Source organism: Pseudomonas sp. ok266 (assembly GCF_900110195.1).
Taxonomy (GTDB): domain Bacteria; phylum Pseudomonadota; class Gammaproteobacteria; order Pseudomonadales; family Pseudomonadaceae; genus Aquipseudomonas; species Aquipseudomonas neuropathica.
Map to the genome: position 1 here is coordinate 99,764 of NZ_FOCU01000005.1, position 14,541 is coordinate 114,304.

The 14,541-nt window shown below is 59.4% G+C and carries 13 protein-coding genes; 3 read left to right on the forward strand and 10 right to left on the reverse strand.

Features of this window, described 5'->3' with window-relative positions:
* Window positions 1-3 precede the first annotated feature (3 nt).
* Complete coding sequence (gene ccoO / locus BMY54_RS10585) at window positions 4-612, reverse strand: cytochrome-c oxidase, cbb3-type subunit II (protein WP_003223389.1); 609 nt, start codon at window positions 610-612, stop codon at window positions 4-6.
* Between the two features lie 10 nt (window positions 613-622).
* Window positions 623-2,047: a cytochrome-c oxidase, cbb3-type subunit I gene (ccoN, locus tag BMY54_RS10590; protein ID WP_008082029.1), complete on the reverse strand. Its 1,425-nt coding sequence runs from the start codon at window positions 2,045-2,047 to the stop codon at window positions 623-625.
* 95 nt (window positions 2,048-2,142) lie between these two features.
* Between ccoN and BMY54_RS10595 the strand changes: the two genes are divergently transcribed.
* Together BMY54_RS10595 and BMY54_RS10605 are read left to right on the forward strand one after the other, a co-directional pair.
* Window positions 2,143-2,823: an alpha/beta family hydrolase gene (locus tag BMY54_RS10595; protein WP_093431885.1), complete on the forward strand. Its 681-nt coding sequence runs from the start codon at window positions 2,143-2,145 to the stop codon at window positions 2,821-2,823.
* 1,170 nt (window positions 2,824-3,993) lie between these two features.
* On the forward strand, window positions 3,994-4,359 hold the full coding sequence (locus BMY54_RS10605; protein WP_093431891.1) for a DUF6124 family protein: 366 nt from the start codon (window positions 3,994-3,996) through the stop codon (window positions 4,357-4,359).
* A 731-nt stretch (window positions 4,360-5,090) separates the two neighbouring features.
* Here the strand turns inward: BMY54_RS10605 and BMY54_RS10610 are convergent.
* The 3 genes from BMY54_RS10610 to inhA form a co-directional block, all read right to left on the reverse strand.
* Window positions 5,091-6,656, reverse strand: coding sequence for a methyl-accepting chemotaxis protein (locus tag BMY54_RS10610; protein WP_093431894.1), 1,566 nt, complete (start codon window positions 6,654-6,656; stop codon window positions 5,091-5,093).
* Between the two features lie 102 nt (window positions 6,657-6,758).
* Window positions 6,759-7,550 (reverse strand): CPBP family intramembrane glutamic endopeptidase, encoded by a 792-nt coding sequence (locus tag BMY54_RS10615; RefSeq protein WP_093431897.1) that lies wholly within the window; start codon window positions 7,548-7,550, stop codon window positions 6,759-6,761.
* Between the two features lie 253 nt (window positions 7,551-7,803).
* Window positions 7,804-8,490, reverse strand: a complete 687-nt coding sequence (inhA, locus tag BMY54_RS10620) for an isonitrile hydratase (RefSeq protein ID WP_093431900.1) — start codon at window positions 8,488-8,490, stop codon at window positions 7,804-7,806.
* 89 nt (window positions 8,491-8,579) lie between these two features.
* Here inhA and BMY54_RS10625 point away from each other — a divergent pair, with 89 nt between their 5' ends.
* Entirely contained in the window at window positions 8,580-9,563 is a 984-nt protein-coding gene (locus tag BMY54_RS10625) for a GlxA family transcriptional regulator (RefSeq protein ID WP_093431903.1), read from the forward strand.
* Here BMY54_RS10625 and BMY54_RS10630 read toward each other — a convergent pair.
* From BMY54_RS10630 to BMY54_RS10650, 5 genes are all read right to left on the reverse strand, one after another.
* Window positions 9,532-10,431: an alpha/beta fold hydrolase gene (locus BMY54_RS10630; RefSeq protein WP_093431906.1), complete on the reverse strand. Its 900-nt coding sequence runs from the start codon at window positions 10,429-10,431 to the stop codon at window positions 9,532-9,534. The two genes, BMY54_RS10625 and BMY54_RS10630, sit on opposite strands and share 32 nt — an antisense overlap.
* Before the next feature lie 12 nt (window positions 10,432-10,443).
* Window positions 10,444-11,076 carry a BRCT domain-containing protein gene (locus BMY54_RS10635; RefSeq protein ID WP_093431909.1) on the reverse strand — a complete coding sequence of 211 codons (633 nt, stop codon included), beginning with the start codon at window positions 11,074-11,076 and terminating at the stop codon, window positions 10,444-10,446.
* A gap of 12 nt (window positions 11,077-11,088) precedes the next feature.
* Entirely contained in the window at window positions 11,089-11,478 is a 390-nt protein-coding gene (locus BMY54_RS10640; RefSeq protein ID WP_093431912.1) for a hypothetical protein, read from the reverse strand.
* Window positions 11,479-11,872: 394 nt separating this feature from the next.
* Window positions 11,873-13,699, reverse strand: coding sequence for a glycoside hydrolase family 15 protein (locus tag BMY54_RS10645; protein ID WP_093431915.1), 1,827 nt, complete (start codon window positions 13,697-13,699; stop codon window positions 11,873-11,875).
* Window positions 13,692-14,492 carry a glucose 1-dehydrogenase gene (locus BMY54_RS10650; RefSeq protein ID WP_093431918.1) on the reverse strand — a complete coding sequence of 267 codons (801 nt, stop codon included), beginning with the start codon at window positions 14,490-14,492 and terminating at the stop codon, window positions 13,692-13,694. The genes BMY54_RS10645 and BMY54_RS10650 overlap by 8 nt, the downstream gene beginning before the upstream one ends.
* Window positions 14,493-14,541: the final 49 nt, after the last annotated feature.

Here is a 14,541-nt window from a genome sequence, read left to right on the forward strand (position 1 = left end):
GGCTCACCTCTTGCTCTTGATCGCAGTGCCGAGCACTTGCAGGTAGGAGACGAGGGCGTCCATTTCGGTCTTGCCCTTGAGGCTGGCCACCGCGCCGCTGATGTCGTCGTCGGTGTACGGCACGCCGAGGGTGCGCATGGTCTTGAGCTTGGTTTCGGTGTGGCTGCTGTCGACCGCCTGCGTGACCAGCCACGGGTAGGCCGGCATTTTCGATTCCGGCACAACGTTGCGCGGGTTGTACAAGTGCGCACGGTGCCAGTCATCCGAGTAACGCGCGCCGACCCGGGCGAGGTCCGGACCGGTACGTTTCGAACCCCACAGGAACGGGTGATCCCAAACGCTTTCGCCGGCCACCGAGTAGTGCCCGTAGCGCTCGGTTTCGGCGCGGAACGGCCGGATCATCTGCGAGTGGCAACCGACGCAGCCTTCGCGGATGTAGATGTCGCGGCCTTCCAGTTGCAGCGCGGTGTAGGGCTTCATGCCTTCCACCGGTTTGTTGGTGACGTCCTGGAAGAACAGCGGGACGATCTGGGTCAGGCCGCCGATGCTCACGGCGAACACCATGAGCAACATCAACAGGCCAACGTTCTTTTCAATCGTTTCGTGTTTCATGGCGGACTCCTCAGGCCATCTGCGCGGCAGCAACGACGTCAGCAGGCTGCGAGGCCCGCACGGTGCGCCAGGTGTTGTAAGCCATCAGGAACATGCCGCTGAGGAAGATCGCCCCACCAATCAGCCGCACGACAAAGCCTGGGTGGCTGGCCACCAGGGTTTCGACGAAGGAGTAGGTCAGCGTGCCGTCCTCGTTCACCGCGCGCCACATCAGGCCTTGGGCGATGCCGTTGACCCACATCGAGGCGATGTAGAGCACGGTGCCGATGGTCGCGAGCCAGAAGTGCGCGTTGATCAAACCGACGCTGTGCATCTGCGCCTTGCCGAAGATTTTCGGGATCATGTGGTACAGCGCGCCGATCGAGATCATCGCTACCCAGCCGAGAGCGCCGGCGTGTACGTGGCCGATGGTCCAGTCGGTGTAGTGGGAGAGGGCGTTGACGGTCTTGATCGCCATCATCGGACCTTCGAAGGTCGACATGCCGTAGAACGCCAGCGAGACCACAAGGAAGCGCAGGATCGGGTCGCTGCGCAACTTATGCCAGGCGCCCGAGAGGGTCATCATGCCGTTGATCATGCCGCCCCAGCTCGGTGCCAGCAGAATCAGCGACATCACCATGCCCAGCGACTGTGCCCAGTCCGGCAGCGCGGTGTAGTGCAAGTGGTGCGGGCCGGCCCAGATGTACAGGGTGATCAATGCCCAGAAGTGCACGATCGACAGGCGATACGAATACACCGGACGCTCGGCCTGTTTCGGCACGAAGTAGTACATCATCCCGAGGAAACCGGCGGTGAGGAAAAAGCCTACGGCGTTGTGGCCGTACCACCATTGCACCATCGCGTCGGTTGCACCGGCGTACACCGAGTAGGACTTGGTGAAACTCACCGGCAACTCAAGGTTGTTGACGATGTGCAGAATCGCCACGGTGATGATGAACGCGCCGAAGAACCAGTTGCCCACGTAGATGTGCTTGGTCTTGCGCTGCATGATCGTGCCGAAGAACACGATGGCGTAGGCGACCCAGACGATGGTGATCAGGATGTCGATCGGCCATTCCAGCTCGGCGTATTCCTTGGAGCTGGTGTAACCCAGTGGCAGGCTGATCGCCGCCAACAGGATCACCAGTTGCCAGCCCCAGAAGCAGAACGCGGCGATTTTCGGCGCAAACAATTGGGTTTGGCAGGTGCGTTGCACCGAGTAGAACGAACTGGCGAACAGCGCACAGCCACCGAACGCGAAGATCACCGCGTTGGTGTGCAGCGGGCGCAGACGGCCGAAACTGGTCCAGGGCAAATTGAAGTTGAGTTCGGGCCAGACCAATTGGGCCGCGAGAAAAACCCCGAGGCCCATGCCGACGATGCCCCACACCACCGTCATAATGGCGAATTGGCGGACCACCTTGTAGTTGTAGGCGGTACTGATAGAAGTGTTCATGGTTCCCCATCCACGGTTCAGCCGAAGTGAGCGCGCGCAAAACACGCGGCGAATCCTTCGTCTGGAGTTATAGGCAGACTAAAAGCGAGGCAAGCATGGACAAACAGCACAAGGCCAGTATTGACGGGGATCAATGGGCGCAGTGCGTGCGTGATCATGGGTGGCTTTGGGATGCTGCTGATGGAGAGGCTGCGGCGACGTTGATCCTTGCTCACGGGGCGGGGGCGCCGATGGATAGCGATTGGATGAACGACATGGCTGGGCGCCTTGCCGGGCTTGGGGTGAATGTGTTGCGGTTTGAGTTTGCGTATATGGCGCAGCGGCGGGTGGATGGGGTGAAGCGGCCGCCGAATCCTGCTGCGAAACTGCAGGAATGCTGGCGCGAAGTGTTTGCCGAAGTGCGACGTCATGTCGCTGGGCCGCTGGGGATCGGCGGCAAGTCCATGGGCGGGCGGATGGCGAGTCTTTTGGCTGACGAATTGGGCGTTGATGCGTTGGTGTGTTTGGGCTATCCGTTTTATGCAGTGGGTAAACCGGAGAAACCGCGGGTTGAGCATTTGGCTTCTTTGCAGACGCGGACTTTGATTGTGCAGGGGGAGCGGGATGCGCTGGGCAATCGGGAGGCGGTTGAGGCTTACACCTTGTCACCGAGTATTGAGGTGACGTGGCTAACGGCTGGAGATCATGACCTCAAGCCATTAAAGGTTTCCGGGTTTACCCATGAACAGCATTTGGCGAGCGCCGCGCAGAAAGTATCCGAGTTTCTCAGCAAGTGACCGAGCCGGGCTGAGATTTTGAACTGCATGAAGATCTGCTCCCTTTCCCCTCGCCCCCTTGGGGGAGAGGGCTGGGGTGAGGGGGTAGATCTTGAACGCGACCCATTTTTCGATCTGAGTGCATATCTGTTGCTGCGGTAACGGCCGCTCAGGGTTCCGCCCTTACGGCGGGTCACTTTTTCCAGACGCCGAAAAAGTAACCAAAAACGCTTGCTCCTACGTGCGGCCCACTCGCTAAAGCTCGGGGTCCCTTCGCTCCGGGATCGATCCGGGCGCAGCGTCTCCGGTTTGCTTCGCTGCACCTACTCCCGCTGTGTTTGGCTTCGCCAAACGGTCGCTGCGCTCCCACGCCCGGATCAATCCCTCCACTCAGCCTTCCGACGTCGCTCGTGGATCAAGATCAAAAGCAGGCGAGCTGACACTCGGCCTATTGAGTGGTGAAGAGCACGGCGCGCTTGGCTTTGGTTTTTGTGGTGTTCTCGCCCCTCACCCCAGCCCTCTCCCGAGGGAGAGGGAGCCGATTTTTGGGCTTTTCAAAGCCTGAGTTCAACGCACTATTGCACGTCGGCGTACCTCTCCCAAACACCGCGATCAGTCCCCTCTCCCTCGGGAAGAGGGCTAGGGTGAGGGGCTTTTGATCTGTTTCAGAATCTGAGTTCGACTTGTTATCGCACGTCGGCGTATCTCTTCCATTCCATGCGGTCAGTCCCCTCTCCCTCTGGGAGAGGGTTAGGGTGAGGGGCAATTTCGCTGACACGATAAAGAACTGGAAGCGCTCACTGTCCGGCATTTCCCTTGCACAAACGTGATTTTGTGAGCACGTTTAAATTACACAACCCGTTACGCCTCGGGGCCTACAACACCTTGCGCCGTTACCTACGCGTACGCCAGAATCCGCCGGCTTACACGACTACAGGCCGGGCTATATCGTTTCCTTGTCACTGAAAAACAGTGATCGGGTTTGGTAGCCCGCCTTAAATTGTCGTTGTTGCGACACTGTCGATGCTGTCTCCTTTTTGAGATATGGCTTTGTATGGTGGGCATGCGTGGGGCTCCTCTGTGAGCGCCGGGTTACCCAATTTGACCGGTCTACCAACCCGCGCATGGCCGCCACCCGCCGTTTGGTAGCGAGGGTGATGGCTCCCGTTTTTTCAAATTGGAGCTTTATCTATGTTCAAAATCACACCAAACCCACCACCCACTGATCCAATCCCCCACGACCCAGCGCTCAGCCCGCAAAAGATCAAAGAAGCAACCGACCGCGCCCTCGACTATTACCTCAGACCCGAAGCACTGGGGGCTCCACCGAGCTCGCCCAAGTTTCGTCCGGTCTATCTCGTCGACCCCACGCTGGATGACGAAACCCTGCTGGTCGAGGCGAGCGAGTCGCTTTCATACGCCCATGCCATGGTCGGTAATATCGCCAACTCAATAGGCGGCCCGGAGCGCAAACCGCTGCTGGCGCTGCAACAGGTGATCATGCTCAACGAGCTGTTGGTCAATCGACTGCTGGATAAGCTGAAGTTGCCTCAGTAATTTCGCTGGCTGTTATGGCCTCATCGCGAGCAGGCTCGCTCCCACAGGGGATTGTTGTCGGGCACATAATCTATGACCACCGCAGATCCAATGTAGGAGTGAGCCTGCTCGCGATGACGGTATGACAAGCGACATCAATTTCAGACAGGTGATAAAAAAGCCCGAATGCTTTCGCTTTCCGGGCTTCCACGATCAAAAGATCGCAGCCTTCGGCAGCTCCTACCGTGATCGGTGTAATAGCTGCCGAAGGCTGCGATCTTTTAATTTACTTTGCAGTGTGTAGCCTGCCAGTGATCAAAAATTTATCGAACAATTTCTGGCCATCACGCGCGGCTTGCCGAACATCAAGGAATGTCAGGTCATCACAAGTTTTCTGTTTTGCGGGTTTTCGGACGGAGATTTTATTCATGCTTGCCGGTCTGCGTGATTGAGTAGCGACCGGCAAACGATAGAACCTGGCATCAACGAGCACCAGTCGGTGCACTCTGGCGAAGCTGTAGGCAGTTTCTGCATTGCTTGAGTGAGATCGTCGTTGGCAGAGAAGGCCTCTTCGCGAGCAGGCTCGTTCCCACAGGGGATTGTCGTCGGACACAAAACTGTGGTCCCGAGCAGTTCCAATGTGGGAGCGAGCCTGCTCGCGAAAGCGGCCTGCCAAACAACGTCTATTTCAGACAGGCAACAAAAAACCCGGAAGCTCTCGCTTTCCGGGTTTTTTGTTATCGCCAGTTCAATCAGCGGTTAAACCGCTCCACCAACGAGTACTGCGTATTCGCTGTCTTCGTCAGCTCTTCACTCAACAACGCCGAGTTATGCGCCTGTTCCGACGTCTGATCCGCCAGTTCCGAAATATTGCTGATGTTGCGGCTGATCTCTTCAGCCACCGCACTTTGCTCTTCCGTCGCTGCAGCAATCTGCGTGGTCATGTCGGTGATGTTGGCCACCGCTTCACTGATACCGACCAACGCCTGATCCGCTTCCAGCACCCGCGCTACACCTTCTTCAGCCTGGCGATGCCCGGCTTCCATGGTTTGCACGGCACTCGAAGCCGTCTGCTGCAACTTGGCGATCAGGGCATGAATCTGCCCGGTCGATTCGCTGGTGCGTTGCGCCAGTTGACGCACTTCGTCAGCCACCACGGCAAAACCACGGCCCATCTCGCCAGCACGGGCTGCCTCGATGGCGGCGTTGAGCGCGAGCAGGTTGGTCTGGTCGGCGATGCCTTTGATCACATCAACCACGCCGCCGATTTCGTCACTGTCCTTGGCCAGTTGCGTCACGGTCAGGCCGGTTTCCCCGACGACTACAGACAGACGCTGAATGGCTTCGCGGGTTTCGCCGGCGATGTCACGGCCGCGACCGGTCAGGCGATTGGCTTCCTGAGTGGCGTCAGCGGTGCGCTGGACATGGCTCGCCACTTCCTGAGTGGTCGCGGCCATCTGGTTGACGGCGGTGGCGACCTGTTCGGTTTCCACGCGCTGACGTTCCAGGCCGCTGGAACTGTTGTGCGCCAGGACGTCGGACTGCTTGGCCTGATCGGTCAGGTGTTCGGCGGTGTCCTGCAGACGGGTCAGGCAGGTTTTCAGGCGTGCTTCCTGGCTGAGGATCGACATTTCCAGACGCGCCTGGGCGCCACGGCTGTCGGTGTACATCTGCGCGATCAGCGGGTCGGAAGTGGTCTGCTCGGCCAGGCGCAGCAGGCGTTTCAGCCCGCGTTGCTGCCATTGCAGGCCCATCAGGCCCAGCGGCACCGACAAACCGGCAGCGAGGGCGAAGCCCCAGTGCGAGTTCAGCGTCGCGCCGATCACGAAGCTCAGTTGGCTGACCAGAATGAACGGCAGCCAGTCTTGCAGCACCGGCAGCCATTTATCGGTGGACGGGATCGCCGACTTGCCCTGGTTGATGCGTTGGTAGAGCGCTTCGGCGCGGCGGATCTGTTCGGCGGTGGGTTTGATCCGCACCGACTCGTAACCGACCACCTGATTGCCGTCGAACACCGGAGTCACATAGGCGTTCACCCAGTAGTGGTCACCGGATTTGCAGCGATTCTTGACAATGCCCATCCATGGCAAGCCTTGTTTCAATGTGCCCCACATGTGCGAAAACACCGCCGCCGGTACGTCTGGGTGACGGACCAGGTTGTGCGGCGCACGGATCAGTTCCTCACGCGAAAACCCGCTGATCTCGACGAAAGCGTCGTTGCAGTAGGTGATCACGCCCTTGGCGTCGGTTGTGGAAATCAACCGCTGCTGAGCCGGGAAAGTCCGTTCGCGTTGTGTAATGGGCTGGTTGTTACGCATGGTTTTTCAATCCGCAAGGCTTTGAAAGGTTGTCGGCGGTGACAGCTTTTTATTGAAATTTTTTTTCAATAATCAGCACGGCGTCGCAAAACGGCGCTTGCTTCAGCCGGCGAGCATCGGATAAGTGAACAAACCAAAATGCAGCAGGTTCAGCCCGAAATGTGTGGCGATCGCCGCGCCGAGCCCGCCAAAACGGTAGGCCAGACCATAGCCGACACCCGCCAGACCCGCCAGCAACACCCAGGTCCAGCCCGCACCGACATGCACCAGACCGAACAGCAACGAGGCCAGCAGCAGGGCAAGGTTTTCACCGTAAGGCAGGTGTTTGAAACGCTGACTGAGGCCGCCCTGTATATAGCCGCGAAACAGCGCTTCCTCGACCAAGGTCACCAGCAGCAGATTGTTCAGCACCCACAGCCACGCTTGATCAGGCCACTTCGGTGCCCAGGCGATCACGCCCAGCAACAGCGCGCCGCCAATGGCAAGAACCGCGCTCAGCGTCAGGGCGAGGGCGGTGGCGTAGACGCTCAGGCGCAACGAACGTCGCCCGACAATCCACGGGCACACCAGCAACAACCAGAAGCCAACCAGCGGTTTGTCGAGGTTCAGGTACATCGCGAACGGCACGGCGTTGTCGGTGAAGCGTTGCGGATCAATGGCGCGACCGTTGGCGAAACCCGGTAGCCAGTGCAATGCCAACGCCACGGCCAGCACGATGAACAGGCCATGGCCGAGAAAACGTGCGACCGGCACTTTCTGCAGATGCACGGCGAAACCTGCGAACACCAGCAGCCCAATGGAAATCAGCGCCAGCCAGCCGAGGTGGCCGTAACTCAGCGCCCATCCGTAACCGAGGCTGAGAAGCGCCAGATAGAGCCATGGCAAAGCCTTCATCGAAAGTCCCTGTGCAAATTTGTGGAAGGGCTTTCTACACGGACGAGCGGCGGGGGACAAGTGAAGGTGTGGCGGCAAACCGGGACAACTCCAATACCGTTGGCCAAACATAAATCCCAATGTGGGAGCGAGCTTGCTCGCGAAAGCGGTGTGACAGGCAATAGTTGTTTCGACTGATACACCGCATTCGCGAGCAAGCTCGCTCCCACAGGGGATTGGTATTGCAGAAAGGGTTTTGCGTTTGGCGTGGGATCTAGCGCAAGTTAAGTTTCGCCGCCGCACGCTCGGTGATTTCCGTGCGCAGCTTCAGCGATGGCGCTGCACGCAAACGTGCTTCATCGACAATCTCACTCGGCGCAGTCTCCGGGCTACCCGCGTTGAACGGCGGTGCCGGGGCATATTCCAATTGCAACTGGATCAGCTGCGCCGCGTCGGCACCCACCAACTCTTCAGCCAGCACCAGCGCAAAATCAATCCCCGCCGTGATCCCGCCGCCGGTAAACAGATTGCCGTCACGCACCACCCGATCCTTCACCGCGATCGCCCCCAGCGTCGGCAGCAGATCGTGATACGCCCAATGCGTGGTCGCCCGTTTGCCTTGCAGCAGACCCGCCGCGCCGAGCACCAGCGAACCGGTGCACACCGATGTCACGTACTTCGCCTGCGCAGCCTGACGCTTGATGAAAGCCAGCGTCAGCTCATCTTCCATCAGCGCGCCGACGCCACCACCACCCGGTACACAGATCACATCCAGATCCGGGCAATCCTCAAACGTGGTGGTCGGTTTCAGCAGCAGTCCGGTGCTGGCGGTGACCGGCATCAGATCCTTCCAGATCAAGTGCACCTGCACGCCCGGCAGCGAGGCGAGCACGTCATACGGCCCGGTCAGGTCGAGTTGCTGAACCTGCGGAAACAACAGAAAACCGATCTGCAACGTCATCGTTCTTACTCCATGAAAAGGGCTGGACGGCTTCACTGTAGGCGCGTAGGTTCTGGCGCATACGCCAATCACCCCACGAATTACGCCAAATGCCCAAAGCCATCCACGTACTCGCGTTTGCCAACATGCAGATCCTCGACGTCACCGGCCCCTTGCAGGTGTTCGCCTCGGCCAACGACATCGCCCGTCAGCGCGGCTTGCCGATCCCGTATGCGCCGAGCGTGATTGCCAGCGGCGGCGGGGCGGTGATGTCGTCGGCGGGTCTGGCGGTGTTGGCCGAACCGTTGCCCGAAGCGCCCAGCGACACGTTGATCATCGCCGGTGGCTGGGGCATTTATCCGGCGGCCGAAGATGTGCTGTTGGTGGATTGGGTGCGCGAACACGCGGGCAAATGTCGACGCGTGGCCTCCGTGTGTACGGGGGCATTTCTGTTGGCGGCAAGCGGTTGGCTCGATGGCCGTCGCGTGGTCACACACTGGACGCGATGCGAACAACTGGCGCAGCAACATCCGAATCTGCACGTTGAGGCCAATCCGATTTTCATCAATGACGGCCCGATCTGGACGTCGGCGGGAGTCACGGCCGGCATCGATCTGGCCTTGGCCATGGTTGAAGAGGATCTGGGCAGCGACATCGCCCTGGATGTCGCCCGGCACCTCGTGGTGTTTCTGAAACGCCCAGGCGGGCAATCGCAATTCAGCGTGACCTTATCCTTGCAGAATCAGGGCAATCGCTTTGATGAACTGCACGCGTGGATCGCCGAAAACCTCACCTGCGACCTCGGCATCCCGACCCTCGCAGAACAAGCCGGCATGAGCGAACGCAGTTTCGTCCGCCACTACCGCGCCGACACCGGCCAGACCCCGGCGCGGGCGATCGAATTGATTCGCGTCGAAACCGCCCGGCGATTGCTCAGTGACACCGGTTTGCCGGTCAAACGCATCGCCGCCAATTGCGGGTTTGGCAGTGAAGAGACCTTGCGCCGAAGTTTCCTGCGGGCTATCGGGGTGACGCCGCAGGCTTATCGGGAGCGGTTTTCGGTCAGCGCTGCAACAGATCCAGTAATGCCTTGAGGGTTTGTTCAGGAGCTTCCTCGGGAATGTTATGGCCGACATCGGGCAACACACGCCGCTCATAAAAACCGGTGAAATGCTCTGCGTCTTCATCCTCTTGTGGCGCAGGGCCGACACCGTCGTCGGCACCGCACAAAGAAATGGTCGGCACGCCAATGGTCGGTTGCCGAATTAGCAAATCTTCCATCAACTCAAACGCCGGATCTCCCGCGACATACATGAAGCGGTGGCGATAGGAGTGGGTCACCACGTCAACGAAATCAGGGTTGTCGAAGGCAGGCGCGGTCAGGGGAAAACGCTTGGCAGCGTGCGACCAGGTCGGAGACCAAAGCCTCCAGAGCAGCTCACAAAACTCCCGACGATTGTGCTTCAGGCCCTCAACGCCACGTGGCGTGTGGAAGTAATACTGATACCAGAACCGATGCTCGGTCTCGGGATCCAGCGGTCGAATCGAGTTGGGGATGTCCTGCAGGTTGTAGCCATCACCGGTCACCAAGCCGCGCACTCGTTCCGGAAATAACGCCGCGACGATGCATGCCGCGCGACCACCCCAGTCATACCCGCAGAGCGTGGCTTGTTCGATGGAGAGTGCATCCATCAAATTCAACAAATCCTGAGCGAGTGCGGCTTGCTGGCCTGAGCGCAGTGTTTGTGCATCGTTGAAGCGAGTCTGCCCATAGCCGCGCAGGTACGGAACGATGACTCGGTAACCCTGAGCGGCGAGGAGCGGCGCGATTTCATCGTAAGCGCGAGGGGAATAGGGGAAGCCATGAAGGAGGATCACCGGCACACCGGTTTCCGGGCCATGCGCTTCATAGGCAATGGTCAGGCTAGCGGTTTTGCAGAACAGAATCGCTTTTCCACTCATACCTGGCTCCTGTTATCCGAACAGCACCTTCTGCCAATGATCTTCACTGATGATGGCGATTGGCACGCCGCTGTCTCTCAGCTCAACGGCTTTTTTGATCTTCGTACCATAGCTGCTGTGCAGCCACTGTTCATTGCCGATGCTGCCGATCACTAGATAATGGATTTTCTTGCTGACACCTGCACCTATCATTCCGCCGCGTTCTACGATCAGCGATTCACACGCTTTGCGCGGCCCGTAAGCCATAACACCGGTAAACAGAAAAACACGATTGGCACAGTCCAGAGTTGGGGCTGGACTATCGAGCGGCAGGCTGTTGGGCACACTGAAGGTTTGTGCTGCGCCCACTGGCAGGCCGGCGAACTGATGAAGAATCTCCAGCAGTTCCACCGATTCATCGGCATCCAATACACCGTCGCTAAGCATGCCCTCAAGACGCTTGTAGAGAATATTTACCACCGGATCCCCCAAGTGAACCAAGTGGGTTTCGATCCAGGTCTTGAGAAACTCGGCTTCCTGCTGATTGATCTTGCCATCAGCGGCTAGCCCGGCAGCGACCCCTGCCAGTGCGTCGGCCGAACGCCTGTCAATCCGCGCTTCGTGAAAGAAACGGCTGTTTTGAAATTCCTGATGCAAATCGACCATCGCTGTTTCTCCTTAAACCTCAGCTTCCGCCACCTGATTGAAATACTTCGTTCGATCCGGGGTAAACGTCACCCGCATCTTCGTTCGCGAGCAGGTCAACGAGCGTTCTTCGCTCAGATCAATATCCAGATCCTCACCGCGCAAGCCTTGCCACTGCGCCAGATACTTCAGCGAGCCATATTTCTCGTTTTTCTTCAGGCTGCGGCTCACGCCACCTTTCCAGCCGAGCACGGGCAGTTCGCCGGCGAGACATTTTTGCGCGAGGTCGGGGAAGCGGGTGGCGCGCTGGCGGCCGATTTCCCAGCACTTGATCAGGCCTTTGTCCGCGGCTTCCCAGAGTTGGGTGCGGGTCAGGCCGCTGCGAAGCGGCGTGTCGATGGTGCGCTGGACGTGCTGGGACATTCTGGTTCCTTGAATTCGGGTTTTATTGGACAGCTCCGCTGTGCCCGTTGCGGTGGATGGTAGGGGTGGATGTAACAGCTGGCAACAGGGTATTTCCGGGTGTGACTGCGAGTTGCAGGGCAGGCACGGTTCGGAGGATGTTGACCATTTGTAGTCTTACGGCAGTTGAAAACTGTGCTGAGGGAGCTTGCTCCCGCTCGGCTGTGCAGCAGGCGCAAAGTCAGGCAACCCGGTGCTTCAGTGGGCTTGGGGAGGCAGATTTCAGGGCCGCTTCGCGCCCCGGCGGGAGCAAGCTCCCTCGCCATAGGGGGTGGGAGTGAGCCTGCTTTTGCGTAGGTGTCAGTCCTACAATTGGCTGTTGATGCAGACTATTTCCTACAGCCTTTGGTGACAATTACGGCTGCCAGTAACTCTTTTCCCCACTCAGCTTGCGGTCGAGAAAACTCGCCGCACTGATCAACGCCAGATGCGTCAAGGCTTGCGGGGTATTACCCAAGTGCCGGCCATGGGCGTCGAACTCTTCGGCGTAGAGACCCAGCGGATTGGCATAGCGCAGCAATTGCTCAAACTCCAGATGGGCTTTTTCAACCTGCCCCGCGCGAGCCAGGCATTCGACATACCAGAACGAACACGCGGCGAAGGCGCCTTCAGTGCCGGTCAGGCCATCGATATTGCTGTCGTCATTGCGATAGCGATAAACCATGCCGTCGCGCACCAAGGTCTTTTCGATGGCCGCAAGGGTCGACAGCCAGCGCGGATCCTTGGCGCTGACGAAACGCACCAACGGCATCAACAACATCGAGCCATCCAGCGCGGTGCCGCCCTTGTACTGGACGAAATGCCCGCGCTCCTCATTCCAGAAGTTGTCCCAGATGTCGGCGTAGATCGCCTGCCGGGTCGAGTCCCATTGCGCAAACGGTGCCGGTAACGAGCGTTTCGAGGCCAAGCGAATCGCCCGGTCCAGCGCTACCCAGCACATCAGCCGTGAGTGCAGGAAGTGATGCTGCTCACCGCGCATTTCCCAAATGCCGACATCGGCGGTCTGCCACGTTTCACAGACTTGATCGACCACTTCGCGCACATGTTTCCAGCCTTCATGGGAAATCGCGTCGCCGTACTTGTTGACCAGATACACCGCATCCATCAGCTCGCCGAAGATATCCAGCTGAATCTGATCGTAAGCGCCGTTGCCGATGCGCACCGGTTGCGCACCGCCGTGACCGGACAAGTGCGACAGCTCGGTTTCCGGCAATTCCTGACGACCATCGATGGCGTACAGAATGTTCAACTTCATCGGCTTGCCGCAGCAGTCGCTGACCCGTCCGCGCAGCCAGCCCATATAGGCGTTGGCCTCGCCGACAAAGCCCAGGCGCATGAACGCGTACACCGTGAACGAGGCATCGCGGATCCATGTGTAGCGGTAGTCCCAGTTACGTTCGCCGCCCGGCGTTTCCGGTAGCCCGAAAGTGGCGGCGGCGAGAATCGCGCCGTGTTTGCGTGAGGTCAGCAGTTTCAACGCGAGGGCCGAGCGGTTGACCATTTCCCGCCAGCGCCCGCGGTAAATCGACTGACCGATCCAGTCGCGCCAGAACTTCAATGTGCGTTCCATGCACAAGTGTCCGGCGCCTTCGGCGAATCGTGGATCATCGGTCGCCCCGAGCATGAACGCCGCCGTTTCATTTTGCTTGAGCGTGAATTGTGCCACCGCCGCTTGCGCGTCGATCTGCATCGGCTGGTCCGAAGCCAGGCGCAGTGACGGTTGGCCGGAAGCGCTGAACGTCACGTCTTGTTGATCCATCTCAGCTCGGGTGTCGGCTCGGGCGTAATCGTGGCGCACGGCGCAGCGCATGGTGAAAGTCGCTTCGCCGCTGACCACGCGCACCCGACGCATCAACAGCGGCAGGTCATCGGCGTTGTCCGCCACTGGCAGCAGATCGGTGACTTCGACCACCGCGCGCTCACTCAACCAGCGGGTTTGCAGAACGTTAGTGTCGGGCAGGTAAATCTGTTCGCGGCGCGCGTCCGGCAAGTCCGGCGCCAACTGGAAAATCCCCGCGTCCGGGGTGTCCAGCAACGAACAGAAAATCGACGGACTGTCGAATTCCGGCCAGCAGAAAAAATCCACACTGCCACGGTCGTTGATCAGTGCCGCACTGCGCATGTCGCCGATGATGCCGTGGGCGTCGATCGGGCTTTGTCGTTCCAGGTGATGCTCAGCCATTGCCGCGAAACTCCGGATAGAGGCTCATGCCGCCGTCGATGAACAGGGTGGTGCCAACGATGTAGTCGGCGGCATCCGAGGCGAGAAAGACCACGGCGTTGGCGACGTCTTGCGCGTCGCCGATACGCCCGTAGGGAATCAGATCAAGCAGCTTTTCGCCGGCAGCGCCTTCGGTGGCATCTTTATTGATCGCCGTGCGAATCGCCCCCGGCGCGATGCCGTTGATGCGAATGCGTTGGTGGCTGACTTCCTGTGCAAGGGTCTGCATCAACTGATCGACACCACCCTTGGACGCGGCGTAATTGACGTGCCCGGCCCAGGGAATGCGCTGGTGCACAGAGCTCATGTGGATGATCTTGCCGGCCGCGCGGGACACGCCTTCACGAACGCCCTGGCGATTGAAAATCCGCAGGGCAGCGCGGGCGCAGAGAAACTGCCCGGTGAGGTTGACGCCGATCACCGCGTTCCAGTCGTCGAGGGTCATGTCCACAGCGGCGGCATCTTTTTGCATACCCGAGTTGGCCAGCAGAATATCCAGCGAACCGAAGGCATCGATGGCCGCCGAGAACAGCCGCTCAACCTCGTCTTCCTTGGAGACATCAGCGCGAATGGCGATGGCCTGCCCACCGTCAGCAATGATTTGCCGGGCCAGTGCTTCGGCAGGTTCGGCCTGGCGGTTGTAGTTGATGACCACCGCCGCGCCGGCAGCGGCCAGGGCTTTGGCGCACGCGTGGCCGATGCCGGAGCTGGCGCCGGTGATCAGGGCTGTTTGTCGGGCGAGGGAAATATGCATGCAAAATCGCGCCTGGGGTCAGTGGGCCTATTTAGCTGACTGACGGGCG